The sequence below is a fragment of the Paenibacillus psychroresistens genome, assembly GCF_009728935.1.
GTDB lineage: Bacteria > Bacillota > Bacilli > Paenibacillales > NBRC-103111 > Paenibacillus_AC > Paenibacillus_AC psychroresistens.
The window spans coordinates 2,186,709-2,210,367 of record NZ_CP034235.1 but is presented as its reverse complement, the minus strand read 5'-3'; the positions used below and the strand labels follow the sequence as shown (position 1 = coordinate 2,210,367).

General features: G+C 40.1%; 18 protein-coding genes and 1 pseudogene. 2 read left to right on the top strand and 17 right to left on the bottom strand.

Going from position 1 to position 23,659, the window contains the following annotated elements:
• Positions 1-12 precede the first annotated feature (12 nt).
• Entirely contained in the window at positions 13-1,566 is a 1,554-nt protein-coding gene (locus EHS13_RS09880; protein ID WP_227013873.1) for a glycoside hydrolase family 43 protein, read from the bottom strand.
• Between the two features lie 39 nt (positions 1,567-1,605).
• A complete protein-coding gene (locus tag EHS13_RS09875; RefSeq protein ID WP_155700178.1) occupies positions 1,606-3,084 on the bottom strand; it encodes an alpha-L-fucosidase in 1,479 nt (492 codons plus the stop codon).
• 143 nt (positions 3,085-3,227) lie between these two features.
• Between EHS13_RS09875 and EHS13_RS09870 the strand changes: the two genes are divergently transcribed.
• Positions 3,228-4,079 carry a helix-turn-helix domain-containing protein gene (locus EHS13_RS09870; protein ID WP_155700177.1) on the top strand — a complete coding sequence of 284 codons (852 nt, stop codon included), beginning with the start codon at positions 3,228-3,230 and terminating at the stop codon, positions 4,077-4,079.
• 37 nt (positions 4,080-4,116) lie between these two features.
• Here the strand turns inward: EHS13_RS09870 and EHS13_RS36715 are convergent, their stop codons facing one another.
• From EHS13_RS36715 to EHS13_RS37155, 11 genes and pseudogenes are all read right to left on the bottom strand, one after another.
• A complete protein-coding gene (locus tag EHS13_RS36715) occupies positions 4,117-4,356 on the bottom strand; it encodes an ABC transporter permease family protein (RefSeq protein ID WP_155700176.1) in 240 nt (79 codons plus the stop codon).
• 213 nt (positions 4,357-4,569) lie between these two features.
• Positions 4,570-7,287, bottom strand: coding sequence for an alpha-L-rhamnosidase (locus tag EHS13_RS09860; RefSeq protein ID WP_155700175.1), 2,718 nt, complete (start codon positions 7,285-7,287; stop codon positions 4,570-4,572).
• A gap of 14 nt (positions 7,288-7,301) precedes the next feature.
• Positions 7,302-8,186, bottom strand: coding sequence for a carbohydrate ABC transporter permease (locus EHS13_RS09855; protein ID WP_155700174.1), 885 nt, complete (start codon positions 8,184-8,186; stop codon positions 7,302-7,304).
• Positions 8,187-8,206: 20 nt separating this feature from the next.
• Entirely contained in the window at positions 8,207-9,106 is a 900-nt protein-coding gene (locus EHS13_RS09850; protein ID WP_155700173.1) for an ABC transporter permease, read from the bottom strand.
• A gap of 77 nt (positions 9,107-9,183) precedes the next feature.
• Positions 9,184-10,866, bottom strand: a complete 1,683-nt coding sequence (locus EHS13_RS09845) for an extracellular solute-binding protein (RefSeq protein ID WP_155700172.1) — start codon at positions 10,864-10,866, stop codon at positions 9,184-9,186.
• Between the two features lie 126 nt (positions 10,867-10,992).
• Entirely contained in the window at positions 10,993-12,654 is a 1,662-nt protein-coding gene (locus tag EHS13_RS09840; protein WP_155700171.1) for a response regulator transcription factor, read from the bottom strand.
• Entirely contained in the window at positions 12,651-14,408 is a 1,758-nt protein-coding gene (locus EHS13_RS09835) for a sensor histidine kinase (protein WP_155700170.1), read from the bottom strand. Before EHS13_RS09835 ends, EHS13_RS09840 begins: the two co-directional genes overlap by 4 nt.
• 293 nt (positions 14,409-14,701) lie before the next feature.
• Complete coding sequence (locus EHS13_RS37505; RefSeq protein ID WP_405083578.1) at positions 14,702-15,109, bottom strand: discoidin domain-containing protein; 408 nt, start codon at positions 15,107-15,109, stop codon at positions 14,702-14,704.
• 3 nt (positions 15,110-15,112) lie between these two features.
• Positions 15,113-15,628: pseudogene (locus EHS13_RS37500) on the bottom strand (family 16 glycoside hydrolase); the annotation flags it as partial.
• A 24-nt stretch (positions 15,629-15,652) separates the two neighbouring features.
• Positions 15,653-15,919: a hypothetical protein gene (locus EHS13_RS09825; protein ID WP_155700168.1), complete on the bottom strand. Its 267-nt coding sequence runs from the start codon at positions 15,917-15,919 to the stop codon at positions 15,653-15,655.
• A complete protein-coding gene (locus EHS13_RS37155) occupies positions 15,909-16,031 on the bottom strand; it encodes a hypothetical protein (RefSeq protein WP_264373578.1) in 123 nt (40 codons plus the stop codon). The genes EHS13_RS09825 and EHS13_RS37155 overlap by 11 nt, the downstream gene beginning before the upstream one ends.
• Positions 16,032-16,464: 433 nt before the next feature.
• Between EHS13_RS37155 and EHS13_RS09815 the strand changes: the two genes are divergently transcribed.
• Positions 16,465-18,165, top strand: coding sequence for a sensor histidine kinase (locus EHS13_RS09815; protein WP_155700166.1), 1,701 nt, complete (start codon positions 16,465-16,467; stop codon positions 18,163-18,165).
• Here the strand turns inward: EHS13_RS09815 and EHS13_RS09810 are convergent.
• The 4 genes from EHS13_RS09810 to EHS13_RS09795 all read right to left on the bottom strand — a co-directional run bounded on the left by EHS13_RS09810 (position 18,152) and on the right by EHS13_RS09795 (position 23,601).
• The gene (locus EHS13_RS09810) at positions 18,152-19,897 is read right to left on the bottom strand and encodes a sensor histidine kinase (RefSeq protein WP_155700165.1); all 1,746 of its coding nucleotides are present in this window, start codon (positions 19,895-19,897) and stop codon (positions 18,152-18,154) included. The two genes, EHS13_RS09815 and EHS13_RS09810, sit on opposite strands and share 14 nt — an antisense overlap.
• 62 nt (positions 19,898-19,959) lie before the next feature.
• Positions 19,960-21,633, bottom strand: coding sequence for an extracellular solute-binding protein (locus tag EHS13_RS09805; protein WP_155700164.1), 1,674 nt, complete (start codon positions 21,631-21,633; stop codon positions 19,960-19,962).
• Between the two features lie 105 nt (positions 21,634-21,738).
• Positions 21,739-22,632 carry a carbohydrate ABC transporter permease gene (locus EHS13_RS09800; protein WP_155700163.1) on the bottom strand — a complete coding sequence of 298 codons (894 nt, stop codon included), beginning with the start codon at positions 22,630-22,632 and terminating at the stop codon, positions 21,739-21,741.
• 15 nt (positions 22,633-22,647) lie between these two features.
• Positions 22,648-23,601 (bottom strand): ABC transporter permease, encoded by a 954-nt coding sequence (locus EHS13_RS09795; protein ID WP_155700162.1) that lies wholly within the window; start codon positions 23,599-23,601, stop codon positions 22,648-22,650.
• Positions 23,602-23,659 lie beyond the last annotated feature (58 nt).

The following is a 23,659-nucleotide window of genomic DNA, read 5'->3' as shown; positions in this document are numbered from 1 at the left end:
TTAAATACATTTTCAGTTACTTAGATAATGATATTGAAACCACTCTACATCCAAATATCCTTTTTCGGTTTTTTCATTATAGCAATATAAGCCTACTCGATCCCCTCTATAGAATCCCCAGTTTAACTGATACTGTCCGCCAAAATCTTGGAAATCCTCCCCGTTTAAGCTATATGCATAAGTATGGATCCCATCAAGATTCCAAGAAGACTTCAACCATAAGAATGAACCTTCTATTATGGGTCCGTCAGAACACGTCCCTGTATCATTGTATTTTAAACGCTTTATACTGCCTTGCTGGCAAACTCCTAAAGTACAATATTGGGTTCCCATATGGCATATGCCCGCTTCCTGTCCATCTTCCATGCCGGTTAGATCTATTTTGACAATGACTTCGCTTTTAGCGGTTTTCATTGCTCTTTGAGTCAGCACATTACAAACCGTAAAAAAATTCCCAATCTCCAGAGGAATACAAGCATGCAGCCTTAAAAATCCTGGTCTTTCCGTTAACGACCATTTGTCTGATCTTGGCTGATGACTCCACTCCCAATGATGCTTGAGCTTGGGATGTTTAAAATCGTCGCTTTGATTAGGAAGTACAATCGGGTAGCCTGCTATCGGTTTTTTCCCTCCCCAAACCATTTCGCCAATGCCGTCACCATCAATGTCTTCTCCAATAATAGGCCAACCATCCATCCAAGTTACAGGCAATAAACTCAAAGTTCTTCCTTCCAAATATCCACATGATCCATGGTGGGTAATAAACAACCATTCACCCGTTGGAGCTTGCACTAATCCCCCTTGATTAGGCTCCCGATCCAATTCCTCACCATGCGTATGCAGAATTTCCTTTTCTTCATAGGGGCCATATAGGCTGGAAGCTCGCAGCATCATAACAACTCTCACCTCATTACCTGATTCAACCCTAATCTCACTATGGAAAAAATAATAAAGCTCGTTTATTTTATAAAGCTTGCTTGCTTCACTGCCTTTATATTGATGAAAAATAACATCGCTCTCCATTAATAGTTGTTTGCCATCGTTACTCATCTTAATCAGATGCATCTGATAGTTATCTGCAAAATGAGTGGTAGCTAAGTAGCCTTGTCCATCGTCATCCCAGAATGGGCAGCAATCATCCCAACCAGCTACATCCCATATGTGCTGCAATGGTTCCCATGGCCCCTCAGGGTTTGTTGCCGTACTCATAAAAAAACCCTCATCAGGTGTACAGAAATACACCCAAAACTTGCCATTGTGGAAACGAATTGCCCCCGCCCAAATTCCTCTGCCGTGGTGGTTCATTTTATCATAATTCAGCTTCGGGCTAATCTGAGTTATGTCATCCACGACATGCCCGATACTGCTCCAATTCACAAGATCTTTGGAATGCATAACAATCATTCCTGGAGATAAATGAAAGGTAGAGGAAATGCAGTAATAATCACTGCCAACTCCAATAACATCAGGATCGCTATAATCTCCTGGCAGAATAGGATTGATATAGGTGCCATCTCCTTGATCTCCCCATAAACCGGATTTTGATAGTTCCATTGCATTATGCATGCTGCTTCCCCCATTAAATGTTGATAATTCGCTTATTTATTAAAGTTCAATAGCTAAGCAATTCACATACTTTGTAGGCTGATGATCAGGCAGACTTACCACGAGTGTTCCATATGGCTGTTCGAACTGAACTTCGCCAAAACCCAAAAGCCGTACGGATTTTACTTTCTCAGCAGTTGTAAGAGAATGAATAACAGCTCTGTTGTTATCTGGCCAACGCATTTGAAAAGCATATAAAATATTTCCTTTTTGGGTGAAGCGAAAATCTGCATACGTCCAATACACGGCTTCCTCTTTAAACCCATCAATGACAACACTAGCAGGACCCTCAACAGCAATACGGAAGGGACGTGTGCCATAAACTCCTTCTCCACAAACTTTATTCCATTTGGCCATTTCCGTTAGAATAAAAGTACATTCATCATCTAGTGTACCATCTGGCTTTTGAGGAAGATTCAATAAAAGGTTGCCGTTTTTCGATATAATGTCAACCAGTATTTCAATAACGTGGCCTGGTTTCTTATACTCGCTGCGTACATCATAAAACCAGTGACCAACACAAGTATCCGTCTGCCAAACCTGTGGTTTAATACTCGCTTCTTGACTGCGCTCAATATCCAATACGCCAATTGAGAAAATCTCCTGGCGCCTATCCTTCTGGTTATAAACCGCTTGATTGACCCCTCCGTGATTAACTGCGCTCGTATTATAAAGATGGGCTACTGCATTAAGTCCCGCCTCATAGGAACCATCACCATGTACGCTTTTATCGGTGCCAAAAGGCAATGGACCATCGGAATACAAAAGATCAGGCTGATAGAGATCAATAATCTCCTTTACCACATCAAACCACTTCTGATGCCATAATGGGTTAGTACTGTACCATGGTTCTAAATCGTACATTCTCCTTGTAGAATCATAATGCTCGTGATTAGGGAGATAGAAATCCTCAAAAGTAGGGTCGTTTCCATCATAGGGCAGTCCGGCAAATGGGCCCGCTTTATCCTTACCCTTAGCCACGCTCAGCCAGCTAAACGTTGCCCCTAAATGCTCTGTAATGCCAAAAGGCAAGCCTCGTTTGACAGCCGCTGCCTTCCAAAGACCTACAATATCTTTCTGAGGTCCTATATTAACCGAATTCCATTTATGAATCTTTGAATCATAATTAAAAAAGTTATCGTGATGCATGGCTTGAGCGACGAAATACTTGGCACCTGCTTTAACGTATAAATCCATCAAGCTTTCCGGATCGAAGTGCTCCGCCTTCCACAACTGTACAATATCTTTGAAGCCAAAGTGAGACGGATGCCCATAATAACGTGTATGATAGCGGTAGAATTCCGTTCCTTCCAGATACATTCCACGAGCGTACCAATCTCCATACATAGGTACCGATTGGGGACCCCAATGCGACCAGATTCCAAGCTTTGCATTTCGAAACCATTCTGGACATTCAAACTGATTTAATGATTCAAACGAGGGTTTAAACGGACCTTTAGTAATGTGGGTATATGCCATCCCAATTCACCTCTTCCATTATATGCGCTCATATGATCTCCTCAAATGAAGCATGATAATCGTAGCACTTCTATGTTATCATTTGAATATACAATGCTAACCTTGTTTTGTATAAAATAAACTTCTTATTAAGGTGTTGAAAAATGGATATTGCTAAGCAGCATTTAATCAAAAGCTATCTATCCAACCTTCAAGTTGACGTTAATGCTATTGGTTACAATAGAGTGTTGATGGACTGGAGAGAAATCGATTATATCCCGAATTATAATAAGTTCTATTTGATTTGTGATGGAGATGGCTGGATCAAAATTGGTGATTCTGAGTTCTATCCCAAGTCAAAGCAAATGATTTTGATGCCTGAGGGAATTGAGCAATCCTATTCCTTAATCAATGATGACGTCTATACTAAGTATTGGTGCCATTTCACGGCTAAAATTGGCAATTTGAATCTTTTTGATTTAATTCAAATGCCTTATTTAATGGAGACTACAGACTTTGTACTTTTAGAGAGTATCTTTCGCGAGCTGCTCCTTCACCAATCAAGCTCAGCTCTCTCTGCTTCGTTACTGCTAAAATCTGCTCTCTTGAGATTAATATCTTATTATTTAGAGCATTCCGTTTTAGCAACCTTCAACAGTCCTAATTCCGAGACAATTGGAATTCTTAATACAACACTGAATTATATCAATAGAAATTTCCACCATAACCTAACGATTAATAAGCTTGCAGCTATTTCATATCTACACCCTAATTATTTTATACGGCTCTTCAAAAAGAATATGGGGACAACCCCCATTCAATATATTAATAAAAAAAGAATTGAGGAGGCTAAACGGCTCCTCAATTCTACAAACCTCTCCTTATCCGAAATTGGTGTTAAGGTCGGAGTCTCTGATATCTTTTATTTATCCAAGCTTTTCAAGGCTCAAACAGGCTTCTCTCCAACTACCTATAAAGAAATTAATACAGCGGAAGCAGCCATTTCTTTTTACTAGGTATTTTTTTCCTCCCTGTTTCGATTTAATTATATTATCATTCCTTCACAGAACCTACCATAGTACCTTTGGCAAAGTACTTTTGAAGGAACGGATAAACCATGAGAATCAGGATTGTTGATAAGATTATTGAGGCCATTTTCTTCGTTTCAGGCGGTATGTTCCGCATATTAAGATCAACAAATGAATCTACACCAAGCGCTGTTGAAGAGTCGCTCAACAAATTTTGCAAGAATATTTGCAAGGGCCACTTTGCAGTATCATTGATATAAAGCACAGCCGTAAAGAATGTGTTCCAATAGGCTACTGCATAGAATATAGCAAATGCTCACAGCTGAATGCCAAAATATGAAGAAGATCGCACCATTTGGCCAAGATGGTTTGGAATGCGATCTTTTATATTTTTGGTACCTAACCTACTCCATCTTCATTTTTCACTAAACATGACGAATAAGAATTAGGCTTCTTCAACAATCTGCAAAATCTCGCTTTATCCTTGAACATAAGAACGGAATGTATATTTGCCCGATCCTGCCCTAACGTTCACACATCCATCTTTCTCATTGATTAGCTTAATTCCAGATACCAAGGCAAGCTGACTGCCGCTCTCAGTTACACTTCCTACATCCGTTGTCGGAATGCAAATTACAATATAAGCTGATATTGGGATATCCACAGTCAATTCCAGCCATCCATTTGGCTTCTGGCACCATTGAACATCTAAACTTCCTTGTGGTAAACTATGAGATGCCTTTACCCAATCAATTCCTTGAGCGAGATATGGTTTAATTGTGATCGGATGCTCTCTTGTGCCGTCATAATCAATTTGAATCCCAGCAAGAGCGGAGTAAAACCATTCTTCAATATGTCCCATCATAAAGTGATTCTGCGAATGGCCAATCGTGGGTCCATCCCAATATTCAGCCAGGCTTGTAGCTCCATGTGCAACTTGATAGCGATAATAAGGCTTATTGGTTTGCTCAAGCATTTTCTGAATGACATCCGATCGATTAAACCGGGCCAGCGCTGTAAGAACATTGCGATGACCGATTTCTCCACTAGTGATGACGTACCCTCGCTTCTTCAGTTCACTGATAAGTCCTTCCAGTGCGGCTTGAGTAGTTTCTAGAGTCGTAACTCCAAGTGAGAGCGGCATGGCAAATGATGTTTGGGATCCAGAGCCATAGCTTTTCTGCTCATCATTAAACCATTCACGGTTGAATGCCTCTTTCACAGCTATTGCTAGTTTCCTATATCCCAGTACATCCTGCTCTTTACCAAGCAAGTGGGCAATATGGGACAAAATTATGCAATCATAATAAAAGGTTGCTGTGGCTGTTATCCCGATAGGAGTTCGATCCTTCCCATCCGTATTCTGCCATACATTTCCCCAATCGCCTAAGCCATGACGGATTATATAATCTGGCGCTTTGGAGGCTAAATAATTTACATACCGCTTCATTGAGTCATAATGTCTTGACAATATGCGGAGATCCTGTCCATACCAATTGTAATAAAACCAAGGCGTGATGACATAGGCGCTTCCCCATTCTGGCGAATCGCGAAACCCATCTGAGAATACAGTATATTCCGGTGCGATATCCGGTATAAGCCCATTCTCAAGCTGCGCTTCATGCATGTCCATGAACATTTTTGGAAGAAGAGCCGATAAATCGTAATTGTACCAAATGGATGGACCCATTAGATGATGCTCCTCAAGCCAGCCCAGCTTCTCTCGATGCGGGCAGTCGGTTAACACACTTTTGATATTGCTCAGCACTGCCTGCAAAATAATAGCATGGATTCCGTTCCAATCTGCCCTAGAGCACTCGAAGCTTCCAGCTTCCTTCAAGTCGGGATATATCATTTCACCAAAAAGCTCCAGCATTACCGGTGGTAATGTTAGACCAGAATCAGACTCCCGAAACGGAACGGCGCCTTCAACCTGAATATATCTAAATCCATGATAGCTAAACCTCGGATGCCACGATTCTTCTCCTTCCCCTTTCAATGTATATGAAAAAGAATTTGGTGACCCCGTCCATTCCTGATAAACATGCCCCTGCTCATCCAGCACTTCTCCCGGCAGCAGCTTGATAGTAGCGCCGCTTACTCCCTTTACGCGAATACTCGGTCTGCCGGAAAAATTAACACCCAAATCGTAGACAAATATGCCTGGAGACGGTTCCTTGATATCCTTAACTGTATAAGTTTTCATTACCTTATTAGGCGGTATAGGATAGCTGCGTAGCTTGCCTTTGGTCGGTTCAACAAGATCCGCTGGCGTCCATGAATCAGTTACGATGAAATTGGGTTGATCCCAGCCAAATAAATCGAGCCTAGCATCGTAATCCTCTCCGCCATAAATGCAAGAGAACACGATAGGTCCCGGGGCGATAAGCCAATCACTTCCGCTAGAAACACGAACCTTTTGACCGTTCACAAGCTCAATCTCCAACTGCATAATGACCTTCGGGAGGCCGAAGCTGCCTTGGTATTTTACATAGCGTGTACCCTTTACATTATAGAATCCATTGCCAAGCATAATACCAATTGCATTCTGCCCTTCAGTTAACCGGTCTGTGACATCATAGGTGCAATAGAGAGATGTTTCATCATAATCGGTCCATCCAGGCTCCAAAACATGCTGACTTACATTGTTCCCATTCATGCGAAGCTCGAACTGACCTAATCCACATATATAGGCAGTTGCACGTTCTACTGGGCTGTCCAGCATGAATTCATGACGAAAAATCGGCAACGGACCCACACCAGGCGTGCCTCCTTCCGGTGTCCAAGCTATTGCAAGAGATTCCGTAAGTCCGATCCAATCGGCATGCCAATCGGTTTTATTAAGCATCCCCATGCCCCAAGAGGCGGTGCTGCTCCATTCACTAATATGACCGGTGCTGTCACCCATCTGCACCCTCCAATAATATCTTCGTCCCGCAAGAAGTGGGGCACCCTGGTAAATGACTGCCGTATGTTCACCGGACACCACTAGCCCCGTGTTCCACATGTTCGCCGTTTCTTGCTCCAGCAATTCCGGACAATCCGCGACAAGGATTCGGTAGCTTATCTGATGTAAACCACGGCTTACCGAATCCGTTTGAAACTTCCAGCTAAAGGCTGGTTGAATGACTTCTAATCCTAATGAATTTTCCGCCTTCTCAACTCTTAAATCTACGACTTGAATTGGACTCACCATACAATATCCTCCCCTTATTCCTTTACACTACCAAGCACTATTCCTTTGACAAAAAATCTTTGTAAAAAAGGATATATCATTAAAATTGGAAGTGAACCCAGGAAAATTTGTGCTGCTTTGACCGTTTGATCTGAAACTTCAGACAGCGATTGCAGAGAGCTGCTACTACTTACCAAAGTCATATTAATATTGAAGAGAACAGATTGAAGATAGCTGGACAAAGGATAGTGTTCGGGTGTATTCATTAGAATAAGCCCATCAAACCAAGCATTCCAATGGCCAACGACGGTAAATAATGAAATAGTCGCGAGGGCAGGCAAAGACAAGGGGATATAAATTTTCCATAAAACGGTTACATAACCAGCTCCATCTATAAAAGATGACTCCTCTAGTTCTTTAGGCAATGCTCTAAAAAAATTAAGCAGTAGAATCACATTGAACACAGGCACAGCGCCGGGAAGAACTAGTGCCCAGACTGAATCCAGCAGCCCAGTATAGCGAATCGTCATATACCAGGGAATCAGACCTCCACTAAATAAAATAGTAAATACAAAATACCATGCATAAAAGGTCCGAAACATAAAAGCTCTGGATTCCTTGGATAAAGGATAAGCAATTAAAACAGCCAATACCATATTCACTAAAGTCCCCAGAATGACTCTTTTTGCAGTTATACTTAAAGCATGAATAAAGTCCGGTGTATTTAAGATAAATTGATAGGATTTAATATTGAAATCAACAGGCCAAAATTTAACCATACCCGATGTCACCGCACCGCTAGAGCTTAGAGAAACGGACAGTACATGAACCAACGGAAAAATACACAATAAGGAGAGAACAATTAAAAATAAATAGTTTGCAGTATGGAATATCTTTCTACCCCAAGTCAATGTATGCATAAGCTATCACAATCCTTTGGTTAAAAGATACGGTAATTGGCAAAACGATAAGCCAACCAATAGGAAACCGAAATAAATAGGAGAGAAATAATTGATTTGAAAAATCCAATTGCCGTTGAAACGCCGTATTGGGCATCCAACATGCCGATTCGGTAAATTAAGGTATCCATAATATCACCGCTTTGATAAACGGAAGGACTATATAAATTAAATACTTGATCGAAGCCGGCATTTAATACATTCCCTAAACTCAATGTCGCCATTAAAATGATGATCGGCAGCATCCCCGGCAAGGTAATATGCCAAGTTTGCTTCCATCGGTTAGCGCCATCTATATTGGCTGCCTCATAAAGAGACGGATTTATCGCTGTTAATGCTGCTAGAAATACAATGGTGCTAAAACCAAATTCCTTCCACACATCTGAGATCACAAGCACAAATGGAAACCATTTGATATTTCCCAAAAACAAGATAGGATCGATACCCAATAACCCCAGAAACTGATTCACGATCCCTTGAGAGGGTGATAAAATATCAATCATTATCCCTCCAAGAATAATCCAGGATAAAAAGTGAGGAAGATAAATCAAGGTTTGAATACCCCGTTTAATGAATACTTTACTTACTTCATTCAGCAATAGAGATATAGTGATCGGAACAACCAGTCCAGCCACGATTTTCATTAAAGCAATAAATACCGTATTCCATAGCACCTGATTAAAATCAGGCAAACTAAAAACATAATGAAAATTACCCCAGCCAATCCAAGCGGAATTGAAAAACCCCCCGGTTGGAGTAAATTTTTGAAAAGCAATGACGTTGCCCAATATGGGGATATACGAAAAAATAAATACGAGCAAGAATCCAGGTAGAATCATCAAGTGCAATGGGAACTGCCGTTTTATTCTACTGTTCAGCATAGCCTCTTCTCCATTCTGTTAGGGTTAGAGAGCGGTAAAGCAAATTTCAAGCCGACTTTACCGCTCTTCCTCTTCTGCTATTTAGAAGCATTCCAATCGTTAACTTCTTTTGTTATTTCGTCCCCGCCAGAGCTTTTCCAGTTGGAAACAAATTTATCAAAGTCATCAATAGGTGCAGAACCCATGATTATTTTAGTAAATGTCTCCACAACTAGTTTATCCAAGGTTGCTTGTTTTTCTCCCATCGTTGGAGTTGGAGCACCATAGAAGCCTGCATTTAGAATAGACTTGTTATTTAAATATTCATTAATTACAGCAAAGGAAGTATCATTCTCTGGGCCAAATACTCTTTCGTAGCCCCAGTCCTTCGTACTTTTCTTATTCAAATTGTCGAAGACCTGCCGGTAATTCACAAGCTGCTCCGCATTTAATTTGCTTGTATCCTTCGTTCTCAAGGCCTCTTTAATCTTTGTTTGTATATCTACATTTTTTCTCGCAGGCCAATAGTTTGAAAAGTAATATTTAAATACGGGTGTTCCATCTTTTGCAATCCCGTACTTTTCATATTCGGCTTTTTCTCCCCACATTTTTTCAGAGTAAAGATTCAAGATCTTAATTAACGCTTCAGGATGTTTAGCACCTTTCTTTACGGCATAATATCGACTTACTGGGAACGAAGCTTGAACAAGAGCCGGTTTATCGTCAACCGATATTATCTTATAGGCACCCCACTGCATATTCGGATCTTTATCCTTGCCGCCCTGCAATGGGAACAAGGGTGTCCACATGGCGCCAAAGAACATTCCTATTTTGCCTCCGGCAGTTAACTCTGCCTCTTTATTGCCATCTTTGATCCCAAACTCAGGATCAATTTGCTTATCATTGTACAATTCCTGAAGCTTGGCAAGCGCTGATTTCATCTCAGGTTGAATATTGCCGTAAACCAATTTACCAGAAGCTTCGGGAACCCATGTATTGGGATAAGCATGATAGCTGTTTGCGAAGCCTACAATTCCACCCGTACCGCCAAATAATTCCTTGCTTAGAGCCAATCCGAACGTATCGCTTTTCTTATTTGCATCTGGATCCTTCTTGGTAAAGGCTTCAGATATTTTTAACACATCATCCATAGTTTTCGGCTCAGTCAGATTTAGATTCTTTAACCAATCCGTACGAATAAACATTAACGGCACCGTATCCGCAGCACTATCCGTATTGGGTATTGCCAATAGCTTCCCGCCAAAGGTTGCTGATTTCAAAGCCATACCGCCATCTTGACCTAATATCTCTTTTGTAAAAGGAGTTGCATATTGATTGTAAAGCTCTGTAAGATCTTCCAATTGGCCTGCATCAGCCAATTGCTTGAGCTTAATCGCATCAGTCAAAAACATATCAGGCAAATTGCCGGCTGCTATGGAAACGCTTAATTTTTGATTATATTCATCAGCCGATCCTTTAACAGACCAAGTTGTTTTCTGCTTAATACCCAGCTCGTCCTCCATCGCTTTAGTCCAAATATTGTTATCGATAGACTCTCCATCCTTGAATGTTAAATCGGCATCGATAGCTCTTGCTATTGTCACCTCAATGGGTGGGTCATATTTGGCTAAAGGGTCTACAGGTTTATTATTGGTTGCCGACACAGCGGGATCAGTCGTATTGGTAGCTTCACCCGGATTTTTCGTAGAACAGCCAGTAGCTACAATGGACATAGCCAGCACCCCAATAAATAACGATGATTTTAATCTTTTCCTTTTCATATTGCGTTCCCCCTATAATTGATGTAAGAAGATCATCTTCCCTTCCTATATTATAAGATGTGCGTCTTTCAACTTTCTACTACCACGTCTTTACTTTCGCTCCCATTTCAATACTTCCTTACTGATTTACTTGTTCATGTGCTCTCTATATTCTTGTGGTGTGATATGGGTCCATCTTTTAAAAAACCGATAAAAATGCTGAGTATGCTCAAATCCGAGGGCCAACGCAATATCATTGGTTTTCAAATTGGTTTCGATTAGCAGTTCCTTCGCTTTATTCAAACGGGCATTTGTTATATAGTCGGATAGGCTATCACCAGTATTCTTTTTGAATAGACGCGACAAATAAGTTGGGTTGTGCATGACCACTTCGCCTAGCCGGGTGAGGGATAAATCGCCGGATAAATTCTGCCCTACATACAGCTTAATTTGCTTGGTCAAATGCCCTTCGATTTCATGCATACCGGACAACCTTTCCATAAAAACAACTTTTGCCATATCAGCAAAATATTGGATAGTTTCATTCCATGAGTCATGACTTCCCATTTGCGTTAATTTACTTAAGTCGATTTTTCTACCCATTTCCGATTCCGACCATGATTCATTTAAAAAAGTGATAAAAATGGAGACCAGAGAATGATAGATCTGAAGCTGATATCTTTCCATATTCGGAACCCGTTCCAAATCGAGGGTCATAATCTCTGTGTAAATTTGAAAGAACTCTTCCTGCTGTCCGCTTTCCAGATTAGTCTTCAGCCCATCCAGCTTTCTCATCTTCGTTCTTAGCTGTACATCTGCCATTTGCACATGTAAGCCTTCAGAGACATTCGTATCTTCAACTAGCAGTAATTCCTCTCCGAGACCTAATCCCTTGCTAAAGAGAAATTGTAAAGATTCGAACTTCTCCGATAGCTTCGAAAAGGGAACAGCCTCTGCCGCCAAGGCAAAGGATACCTTTATCTTAAGAATTTGTTTGGTTGTATTTTGAATTTCTTCCATAGTTCCTTGAACGAACCGTTGCAGCCATTTCCAGATTTTATCTTCATCGAAAGCTTCTTCCGATGTCCGTTTAGGTTGAATAAACCAAAGTAGACGCGAACGCTCATAATCGATGGATACCACTTGTAGAGATTGAGAGAGGTACTCTTCAGCAATATTCTGTATCGCATATAGCAACAGCATCTGATCCGATGGACTATAATCCTCTTCCCAACGATCTACCCTTCCCGCGATTAGAAGCACAGGACAATTTTCCTGTAGAGGTATGTTCAGTTCACCAATCTGCTTATGCAGAATTTGCAAGCTTCGCTGATCATCCTGAATAATATTTAGAAGAAATTCCTTGCGTAAATGGGGCAGAGCATGAGTCATTTGCTGCTTCGCTTTATGAATAAGCCTGTCCGTTTCCAGATCGTTTGTGAAGCTATCAATCGCTTTTTCAACCGTGCGGATAATGGTTTGATTTCCTTCCGTCTTTAACAAGTAATCGAAGCCCTTGTTTCTAATGGCCTCCTGGGCATAGGTGAAATCATTAAAGCCTGTGAGGAATATAACCTTGCATCGCGGCCAGTGATTGAGAATTTCCTTCTGCAGTTTTAAACCCGTCATACCCGGCATTTGAATGTCCGTAAGCACAAGATCAATTTTGACTTTTTGCAGACATTCTAACGCCTCAAAAGCAGAATATGCTTTATGCAGTTCCAAGCTTAAATGACTGACTTCAGTAAACATTTGGACCAGTCCGTCCACAATAATCTCTTCATCATCTACTATTAACATACGAATCATGCGTATCCCCCGCTTTTCTTGAATCCTTGGATTATCAATTCTATTTTTAAACCGCCTAATTCACTCCTCGAGACGGAAAGACCCGAGTCTGCACCGAACTTTATTTTTAAGCGCCGGTGGACATTAACCAATCCAGTGGTTTCCATTGCATCATTAGAGGATGCCAGCAAAGACTTCATTTCCCTTAAAGATTCCTCATCCAGTATATCGCCATTATCCTCGACGGATATCACAAGATTGTCCTCAGTGGCAGCAATCCGAATTTCAACTCGACCGTCTTTGACCTTATCCTTTAAACCGTAATTAAATGCATTTTCGATCATCGGTTGTAAAATAAGGCGAGGTACCAATAGGTTAAGGTACATTTCAGGCAGCTCCTCATACACTGCCGTTACTCGCCTGGAGAAACGAATCATCTGAATTTCCAGATAGATATAGGCGTGTTTAACTTCCGCTTCTAAAGTAACTTCATTGGACCCATTGCGTGTAATAAACTGAAAATACTCTCCTAAATAATCCGCCATCTTCAGTGCGGTCTCTGTATTTTGATACTGCAACAAGCTTTTCATCGAGAAGAAACTGTTATAAAGAAAGTGCGGATTAATTTGCGACTGCAGCTGCTTAAGCTCCGATCGCTGACTGCGAATCTGCTGCTCATATACTTCATCAATTAGTTTTTTCAGCTGATCCGACATGTGATTGAACTGCTCATACAAATAATGAAACTCATCTTCGTTTATATGATGGATTTTAAATTTTAGATTGCCTTGCTCTACTCTCCGAAAAGCAATAACAAGTCTTTTCAGCGGCTGCTGTATTAGACGATAAATCCAAAAAGAAAATACCACAACAACGAATGCCGATAAAGCAGATAAAAGCCAAAGCCATTTATTATATTTATTTAATGGTCCGAGAACTTTATCCTCCGGCACTGTCACCAAAAGTGTAATTCCCAAGATATGCGAATATTCCGAAGTAACCAAATAGGATTTACCCTTCCAGTTTATCGTCCCTTGATTATTATCAGTGGAATTCAACGGTATAGAACGTATAAAATCCCTTGTATTTTCTGTACCCGCAATGGAGTCGATGGAATCAGATATTTCCCAATTTTGTCGGGCATTAAATAGAATTGCCTCGCCTTGGGTATATTTTGTAATTTCCTGCAAGGTTTTTTGAATAGAATCCTTAGACAGCTCCAACTTTAAAGCAAAAACCGGCCTTTGTTGAGGCAGCAGAGGATCAGGGTAAAGCTGGCTGATAATGTAATGTTCGTTTGAATAGAAGAAAGCAGAAGGATACGCCTGCGGACTCGATTCTACGATCAACTCTTGCAGCTCATCATTGCTCATGCTTTCCGAAAAGCTGTTGGGATAAAGTGTTTTACCAATCAGCGGTATATAGAGCTTTGCGCTTTCCAAAAACCGGCTCGATTCCTTGAAAAGGGATATCTTTTTCTGCAGCCTTTGGATAGCAACTCTTCTATCAAATTCAGTCATAATGGGTGCTAGCGCACTTAAATTTTGCAAATCATCATCAAACATATATTCTTTTTTCCGCTTCGTAATCTGTTGGATTTCGGCTTCAAACGAATCTAAATAATAGTGAACCTGAGACTTCATTGAGAGCGTGATCTGCTCCCTTACACTATTTTTTCCAAATTGATTAATTGCAAGACTTAGCGTATAAATTGGTACGATGACTAAAAGAAAGGAAATCACAAGCTTCGGATATATAGATAGCTTCTTTAACATTCTCTCCAGTCGCTCCTTTCTGTTAGTATATTTCCCTCTTATAATTAAACTAATTACTGATTATGAAAACATATTGTAAACAATTTTGGATCAAAAGCATAGTGATCCTATAATCAATCGATCCAAATACCCGAATACCATCATTCACCTTTCGTTTCATTTATGAAATAGAATGAGTCAACTCAAATAATATAAGCCCAGCCAGAACACAAAAGTATTGTGTCAGACTGGGTTTAGTTTATTGAGGTATCATTTCTATCGTAACCTAACGTCCATGGAGAATATCAATCCTGTTAGAATACCTTGAATTCGTAAAAGCTGGCCCATTCTCCTGCTGATAAGCCGGTTACCGTTATTCGCACATATCTGCCGTTGGCCGTAAAATTATCTCTTTGGACTTGCTGGGAGAGCGGATTTGCAGTCTTATCGACGACCGTTGTCCAGCTTGAATTATCCGCAGATATTTCCACCTTATATTTGTACACATTGTTATGCTCCCAATTTACCTCGCTGCCTGTCAAGCTGGTTAAACTGCCCAAATCTACCTTCCACCAATGGTTTAAGCTTGCATTGGCTGCCGTCCAACGGGTAGAAGTACTGCCATCATTTCCTTTTACAGCTTCATGTGATTTGGAGGTTTCTTCACTATCAGCAGTAGCTGGTTTATTTAAAGCAAGATTAGGTTTAGCTGCTTCCTTCACAGAAATATTATCATATTGCGCATAATTCCAGCCGCTGCCTAAGGCAACCATGCCTTTTGTATAAGTCGTGTCGGTAACCGAAGCTACCTGAGCGTTGTCGATAAAAGCTTTAATATTAGAGCCTGTAAAGCTAAGCTTCAAGTTGTGCCAGGTGTTTGCCGTGAAAGGGACAGCTCCAGAAGCCAACACGATTTCACTAGCTGCCGGGGTAATAGGATCGCCTATGCGAAGACTCCAATTGCCACTGCTATCTACTACCAGTTTATAACCCTTCTGTAAGCTTTCCTGCTGTTTGACTCTTCCTTTATCACTGATTCGCCCAATAATGGATACCATTCCTGAATTTTCAATCAACACATCAGAGTTATAATCGAAATCCTTCCACTGCAAATCTCCAAACTCTGTGTACGAGCTAAGATTAGGCTTGAAGCTGCTCCATACATCCCACTCGATTAGAGGTCCGTTGATTACTTGACGTAAAGCTTTCCCGCCTCCGCCGTAACGATTGACGACCTCGAATGCTCCTTGTTCATCCTGTGTATATCAAGGTGTTACACCGACTAAATAATTCTCAAAATTGTTGGTATAGGGACTTGGGAAAGAGTTTAAAGCCAGAATCGGGTCTACGGCAGCTCCTTTATGCTGACCTGTTGTTGTCGTTATAGAGTAAATAGAATTAGCATCCAGATTGATTGTAAAAGAACCATTTATTGGTGTTATATCTGATTGCTGAATAAATTGAGTTGTGCTATTAGATTTCCAAACATGAATAATACCTGTGGATAGACCTCCGGAAAGGTTAAAGGTCATCGCCCGCTATTGGAATATAAATCAATCCGCTATGATCGGCAACTAATCCGCCTATAGCTGCTCCGCCTGCAATTCCGATGTTAATCGCCGTTGGATTTAAAGAAGCCGCCAAATCTTTAGCGCTGGGATAATACGCCTCCGCCAAATTGATCGTACGATTAAACCAAAGCTCATTAGTCCGCCTATTAGAAAATGTCCCTCTGGCGTATTAGTAACTTGGTGGTTGTGGTGCCAAGCACTTAAACCAACGTCAGCACCTCTTCCAACAAATTTTAACATTAGATACCACAACATGATAAAAAATAGTAGGTTACTTTTTATCACAAATAGGTTATTTTTAGATCTGTTACATTTTCATTAATTTCGTTAAAATTCAAGTGAGAGATTCATATATGATATCCTAGGTCGCAGTTCGTGTGGACTAGATCTCTAGATTGATTGGCCTTGTGACTATTGAGCTTATTAAAATAAAGAAAGAGTCGAACAGACAGAAGGATGAAACCTTTCATTTGTCCTGATAGTCTTTGATGGGAGGATAGCAGAGGATGAATAAAAAAAGAATCTTCTTTAAATTTTTACTTTTTATTATTCTTCTCGTCGTTATTCCATATATTATTATGAACTTTGTTGTCTATCGTCAGTTGAACGGGGCGCTAGAAAGTGAAATTAGCGAAACAACACACGGCTCCTTAATGCGTATTAAAGATGTTGTAGATAATGTAATTGAACAAGCTGATCTCATTTCACGTACTCTTTATGTCAACTCCGATATGCGGTTGCTTTCGGCATCTTTTAATAGTTCCGACTTATCGAATCAAATTATCTATTACCGCAATACCATTCAACGCCTGCTTTATTCCTTTACATCCGTTTACACTTATATCGATTCGATTGAAATTTATTCCCAATCTAACCAAATGGCTTTAACCAGCAAAAAAGATATAGGATCGATGCATAACTGCTGCTTAGACGAAAAGAAGGACACCGTTGTCCGGTCATCTCAATCTATGCTTTCTATAGTTAGATATTTCCCCCAGTTAGGTACGGTCACAGTAAATATTGATCTTAATAAATTAGGTGAAATGATTGGACGGACGAAAGCCCAATCCTTGGAGAGCCTATACATCATGGATGAAACTAATACTGTCATGTATAGTGAGGATCCGCAGTATTTACTCCCCCTCATGAAGGAATCCTCATTGTTCCAGCGAGCTTTTGTGAAGAATACCCTGATGCAGTCGATCCATTTTGATGGCAATGTTTATACAATGGCCTCTATTACATCAGACCGATACAATTGGAAGTATATCTCCTTTCTTCCTCCCCAACAGCAGGAGAAGAGCAACTTAGGATTACGCCAGTTCTCTTTCAACTTGCTTATCTTTACTGCTCTAAGCTTATTAATTATTGCTGTATTAATCTCCATTCGAACCTTATCACCCTTGAAGCAAATTTTGACCCTCATCGAAAATCCAGATATATGGCAATTCCGCTACAAAACAAAAAAACAACCAAAAATGAATGAACTTAAATACATTACCAGCACCCTTCTGAGAACTATCCAATCGAATAAACAACTTGAGTTAAAAATTAACGAAAGGTTTATATTATTAAATCAAGCTCGGATTAACGCCCTTCGTTCTCAGATCAACCCTCATTTCCTCTACAATACACTCGAAACGGTTAATTGGATGGCGATATCCTCAACAAATGGAAAAAATCAGCTTTCCAGTTTGATTACAAATTTATCTGACTTATTAAGACAAAGCGCCGCATTCTCTTCCGAGCTTATTCCGCTTGAACAGGAAATTGACAATGCCAAAAAATATGCAGATTTACTCATTAATCGATTTGAAGGCTTAATTGAAATGCACTGGAATATTCCAGTTGCACTATCCACTTATAGAATCATTCAAATTTGCTTGCAGCCTTTGATCGAAAACGCGATTTTCCATGGCATTATTCCCAGAAAGCAAAAAAGTGTTATTCACATCGAGGGTCGAGAGGTTAAAGAAGGTTTACTTGTAGAGGTGATAGATCAAGGTATTGGTATGTCAGTACTGAAGCTGCAACAGCTTAAAGAAACTCTTAATAATTCATTCGAAAATTTGGAAAGCTACTCCGGTCTGCAAAACGTTAACCGACGCATTCAAATGATGTACGGTGATGGATATGGCATTCATATCGAGAGCAAGCCAGAAACGGGAACAACCGCCAGCATATTGGTGCCAATTATGTCAATTTAGGAAACCATATTCGTACACAGGTACCTACATTAACCTCACTGGTAAGTGTAATGCCATAATTGTTGCCAAAAATGAGCTTCATTCGTTGATTTACGTTAAATAACCCAATATTCTTGTAGGCAAGCTCCTCGCTATTATTGGCTAATCTATTATTCAAATCCTTTAGACATTCCGAAGACATGCCAATCCCATCATCCTGAATCTCGATTAAGAGGTCGTTAGTAATATCCCTAGTGCGAATCCATATATTCCCCTTTTTCCTTTTTGGTTTAATTCCATGATAGATGGCATTCTCAATAATCGGCTGAAGCGATATTTGCACAATTTTGTTATTTAGTAAGGTAGGATCAATAGCCCAATTTACATTCAATTTATCCTTATACCGGTATTTCATAATTTGCACATAATGCTGTACATGGTTAATTTCGGACTCTAAAGAAATCAAATGACTTTCTGCATTCAGGCTATTGCCTACAAGATCGCTTAAAGACATCAGCATGGTAGATACTTCATTGTTTGCACCAATTATTTTTCCAGCCAATAGACGAATCGTTTCTAAGGTCGTATAGAGAAATAATGGATTGATTTGTGACTGAAGCGCAGCTAATTGCAGCTTCTGAAAAGCTGCATTTCGATCGTCCAATTGCTGTTCTAATTGAAGATTGGAAGTCATCGTGCTCGTAATATTCTCTGCCAAGAAGCTTAATTCACGTAGATCTCCCTTGCTCTTATCCGCCTTTATCCAATCGATTGGATTTTCCATCAAATGGAGGATTTGCTGAATGGGACGGTAGGTCCTTCTCGCCACAATATAAGAAACCAGCAGGATAACTGCAGCACCTACAATAAAGAATACGGTTAAAAACAATCTTAATCCATTGATTTTATCCTGAAAATTACGTAGTGGAGCTATTGAAATATATTTCCAGTTTGTTACTGATGTTATAGCTGAAACAAAATATATCCTGCCATCTATTTTTTTAATTACACTGCCACCTTCAGTAAGACCATCCCAAGGCTCTTCTTTGTATTCCTCTGCATTCTTGTGATTGCTATAAATCACTTTATCAACTTGATCTACAATCAAAAAATTATCCGTTAAACCTGGATTAGCTCGTCCAATAAATTTTTCAAGCTGAGTGATATCCAAATTAATAAAAAGGGTGCCTGATTTTTCGGTTTTAGCATGCTTCACGGGTTTATTCAGTCTGATAAGCGAAATTGACTTTGAGTTCTCTTTAAAAGATGACATATTCCAAGTTTCAGATGCTGAATCATCCAGACTAGTTCGAATATTATCCCAAGCTAAATCCTGAGAAAACTTCACATATCCTGTACGTCTATTTGAAATGACGTATTGTTCTTTACCAGAATAAATATAGATACTATGGATAAATGGAAAAGTTGGATTAAACATTTTAATGGAGTTATCAATACTGCGGAATACCTCATTAATATATTGTTCAGGTGTAGAGGATTGCATGAATTCTTGGATTTCCGGGTGTTCCGATAACTCTGAGGCCAAACGTTCTGCTTGTTGAAAAACGGTATCGATCATTTCACGAATCCGAAACAATGAGTTTTGGTTAACCGTGCTGATCTCGTTCTTTACGTTTTTGGTAATTTGCTGATATACAATAAAGCTCATCGCAATAAAGGGGCAGAAGAATAGCAAGGTAATCACCAGCAACCCTTTAATAAATAAACTGCGAAATTTATGATTCCAGTTCATTCATTGCTCACCTTCCTAGTAAAATTCTGCCGACCCTTAAGGATCGGCAGAATCTATGTGACTTATTTTTTCTTTTTCGCATCTTCATCGAGCGCTTTTTGGTAAAGGCTTAAATAGTCCGCAAGCTTCAAATCATTCAGACCATTCACATAACTGTCCCAATCCTTCTCTATATCTTTTTTGCCTGTAATAAATTCAACAGTAGATGCAATAACATAGTCCTTCAATGAGGTTTCCATTAGAGTAATCTTTTGGCTGGTATCATTGTCCATAAACAGTCCGGGAATCTCATCACTCTTCTGTTTATAGGGCGTGTATTTATCGATTTGAATCTTCGCCAATCGTTCTACATAGCCGCTTGGCGCATAAAAGTCCTCTGATTTAGTAATTAAATCCTCGAACTCCGTTGTGTCTGCGATTAAGCTTGTTTGGAGCCACAGACCGTCTTTCGCTTTTGAATCATTGTATAATGCATCGGGTGTTAAAGTATATTTAGCTTGATTGCCATACCGGGAAAGCTCCCCATTAGTCGCATCTCGATAGCCCTTCATTTCTGGAAGTCCGAATGAGGAATACAGATTGCCTTCATTGCTATAGAGATAATCAGCCACTCGGAATGCTGCTTCAGGGTTTTTAGCTTTCTTCGTAATAGCGAAAACAAATCCACCCACTCGCTCAGTTGACTTCCAAGGTACTTGTTTCAATCCAGATGGGCCAGTTAATGGAGGAATGGCATCATATTCTTTCCCTCTCGGAGTTGAAATGTCCACTCCCATTGCCAAATGCCCTGCTGAAAATGCACCCAGAACTTCAGTGGGGTTATTACCTAATTGTGATAGTTGTGCTTCAGGCTGGGTAAATCCCGAAGGATCGATTAAGTCTTCTTTAAATAAATCCCTAATATACGTTAAACCTGCTTTCCATTCGGGCTTGTTAGCCGCAGTATCCAGTTTGCCCCCTTGATTTATCAGGAAGTTTTTATCTGGATCAGCTAAAATGAATGCATTCATTAAGTACCATTGTGGTTCGCCTGCCCAAGTCTTGAAGGCGCCGCTTAAAGGGATTTCATCTGCATTTTTGTTCCCATTGGGGTCTTTTGTTTTAAACGCCTTTAGAACATTTTTAAAGTCCTCTGTTGTTTCTGGTACTTTCAGCCCTAAATTTTGCAACCATTGCATATTCATCCATAATTTCGTTCCTGTTTGTACATGCTCTTTCATATCAAGTCCAGGTAAAGCATAGATATTGCCGTCTGGAGCCGTAATTTCATCCCTTAATTTAGGATGCGCTTCCAAAACCTTGTAAATTTCTGTTCCAGGCACAATAAACGAATTTAAGGGAATCAATACTTTCTCATTGGTCCCATATTGAACCAAATCAGCCCGGCTGAGCCCACCGCTCATGATAACATCGGGATAATCGCCGCTAGCCATTAGGAGCTTTAATTTCTGATTAGCTTCAGATTGAGGCGCTACCTGAAATTTAAATTCAACATTCGTTTTATCTTCTAAGTATTTAGTAAACTTATTGGTTGTCACATCCACAATGGCATCCAATTGCACAATAAAAGCAGATAGCGAAACCTTCTTATTGTCAGTTGGTTTTACTGTTACTGTACTTTCTGTGCTACCTCCTGGTGCTGTTGTTGTTTCAGTTGACTTTTCCTTCGTGCAGCCTGCTAATACCAAGACGAACATTAGCGATACTGCGCACATGAGTGATAATGTTTTTTTCACAGAAACCCTCCTACAATTTTATTATACACTTTTTATCCCTCTAGCTATAGAACCATGTATGGCTGCATTAATCCAATCCACCACCTACTTTCACATCAATAGCCGTCACCCCTTTAAAGAGCCTAGCATCATGCCTTTAATAAAATATTTTTGGATAAATGGATAGAGCAACAATAACGGCGCACTAGCTACGACAATGACTGAATATTTCAATAGTACGGCTAAATACTGCCGAGTGATCATGTCTTTGACATCAATATTACTAGTCAGCATATTGGCTGAATTCAGAATCAAGATATTTCGCAGGATAATTTGCAAAGGATAGAGCTGTTGTTTGTTCAAATAAATCAATGCGTTGAAATAAGAGTTCCAATGTGATACTGCAAACATAAGTGTCAATACAGCAAGAATCGGTTTTGACAATGGGAGAACTATGCGAATGAAATAACGAATATCGCTGCAGCCATCCATATCGGCAGCCTCTTTCAGTTCCTCCGGAAGACTGGTCTGAAAAAAGGTTCTTGCAATAATGACATACCAAGCGCTAACTGCACCAGGAAGTACCATGGCCCATACCGAGTCTAGCAAACCTAAATTTTTAACCACAAGATAAATAGGGATTAGCCCACCACTGAACAGCATCGTTAAAGCCATGAAAAACATCAGTACCTTCCGGCCATAGAAATCTTTTTGGGAAAGAGGGTAAGCCGCCAAACAGGTCAGGGTAACATTGATCAACGTACCGAATGATGTATAATACAACGAGTTAACGAAGCCTTTTAGGATAGCGTTGCTTTCAAATATTGCCTTATAAGCCATTAAAGTTGGCTCAACTGGCCAGAGAATAACTCTTCCACTAATTAATGCGGTAGGCGAGCTAAAAGAAGCGCTAATTACATATATAACAGGGTAAGAGACTAGAATCAGAGCGAAGATTAATAGGGTATATACTACAATTAAATAGCCCCTATCGCCTTTGCTATGAGCTTTGATTCTCATACATAACACCTCTTTCTACCATAAGCTTGAATCACTTGTTCTTCGCGCCATTTGGTTGGCCATTAGGATCAGAAGCAAATTAATAAGCGAATTAAACAGACCAACTGCAGTGGCAAAGCTGTAATCACCTTGCACTAGTCCCAGCTTGTACACATAGGTTTGAATGACTTCTGAAACTGATGTGTTGAGCGGATTTTGCATTAAGTAAACCTTCTCAAAGCCCACATTCATGAGTCCTCCAATATTAAGCACCAACAAAACAATCATAGTCGGGCGAATGCATGGGAAATCAATATGCCGCATGGATTGGAATCGCGATGCACCATCGATTTTTGCTGCTTCATGGAGGCTGGGGTCTATTCCAGCTAGTGCAGCAATGTAGATTACCGCTGCATAACCCGTGGTTTGCCAAACGTCCGATAATACGTAAATGCTGCGAAACAAAGAAGAATTACCCATGAAATCCTGAGATGGGATACCCAACGCTCCAGTAATAATGTTGACCAAACCATAGCGTGGTGAAAGAAATTGAAAAATCATCCCCACCATGACAACTGTTGAAATCAGATAAGGTGCATAGGTAACCATTTGAACTATTTTTTTAAATCTCCACATTCGAATCTCGTTTAAGCATAGAGCCAAAATAATTGGCGCAGGGAAGCTTAAAAGCAAGGTATACCCGCTGAGAATGAGCGTGTTACGGATCAGCCTCCAAAAGAAGGGGAGATCAAAAAATTGTTCAAAGTATTTGGTTCCCGCCCACGGACTATGCAGGATGCCGAGTGAAACCCGATAGTCTTTAAAGGCAAGAACGATGCCTAAAAAGGGGATATAATGAAAAATAATAAAGTAGGCTACGGGTAAAGCCACAAAAAGGTAGAGTTGCCATCTTTTCTTGATTTTCTTAAACACTCGACCTAGAGGACTCCATACTCTCGGTTCTCTTTGAGTCACAGTGTTGATACTCATTCCATCACTTCCTCGCATCGTTTGTATATTTTAATTATAAAGAAGCTAAATCTCTGAA

What these genes read in the sequence shown, in the direction of transcription:
- EHS13_RS09880 (WP_227013873.1), bottom strand. Translation starts at nt 1,566, where the DNA reads ATGCATAATGCAATGGAACTATCAAAATCCGGTTTATGGGGAGATCAA.
- EHS13_RS09875 (WP_155700178.1), bottom strand. Translation starts at nt 3,084, where the DNA reads ATGGCATATACCCACATTACTAAAGGTCCGTTTAAACCCTCGTTTGAA.
- EHS13_RS09870 (WP_155700177.1), top strand. Translation starts at nt 3,228, where the DNA reads ATGGATATTGCTAAGCAGCATTTAATCAAAAGCTATCTATCCAACCTT.
- EHS13_RS09860 (WP_155700175.1), bottom strand. Translation starts at nt 7,287, where the DNA reads ATGGTGAGTCCAATTCAAGTCGTAGATTTAAGAGTTGAGAAGGCGGAA.
- EHS13_RS09855 (WP_155700174.1), bottom strand. Translation starts at nt 8,186, where the DNA reads ATGCATACATTGACTTGGGGTAGAAAGATATTCCATACTGCAAACTAT.
- EHS13_RS09850 (WP_155700173.1), bottom strand. Translation starts at nt 9,106, where the DNA reads ATGCTGAACAGTAGAATAAAACGGCAGTTCCCATTGCACTTGATGATT.
- EHS13_RS09845 (WP_155700172.1), bottom strand. Translation starts at nt 10,866, where the DNA reads ATGAAAAGGAAAAGATTAAAATCATCGTTATTTATTGGGGTGCTGGCT.
- EHS13_RS09840 (WP_155700171.1), bottom strand. Translation starts at nt 12,654, where the DNA reads ATGATTCGTATGTTAATAGTAGATGATGAAGAGATTATTGTGGACGGA.
- EHS13_RS09835 (WP_155700170.1), bottom strand. Translation starts at nt 14,408, where the DNA reads ATGTTAAAGAAGCTATCTATATATCCGAAGCTTGTGATTTCCTTTCTT.
- EHS13_RS09825 (WP_155700168.1), bottom strand. Translation starts at nt 15,919, where the DNA reads ATGACCTTTAACCTTTCCGGAGGTCTATCCACAGGTATTATTCATGTT.
- EHS13_RS09815 (WP_155700166.1), top strand. Translation starts at nt 16,465, where the DNA reads ATGAATAAAAAAAGAATCTTCTTTAAATTTTTACTTTTTATTATTCTT.
- EHS13_RS09810 (WP_155700165.1), bottom strand. Translation starts at nt 19,897, where the DNA reads ATGAACTGGAATCATAAATTTCGCAGTTTATTTATTAAAGGGTTGCTG.
- EHS13_RS09800 (WP_155700163.1), bottom strand. Translation starts at nt 22,632, where the DNA reads ATGAGAATCAAAGCTCATAGCAAAGGCGATAGGGGCTATTTAATTGTA.
- EHS13_RS09795 (WP_155700162.1), bottom strand. Translation starts at nt 23,601, where the DNA reads ATGAGTATCAACACTGTGACTCAAAGAGAACCGAGAGTATGGAGTCCT.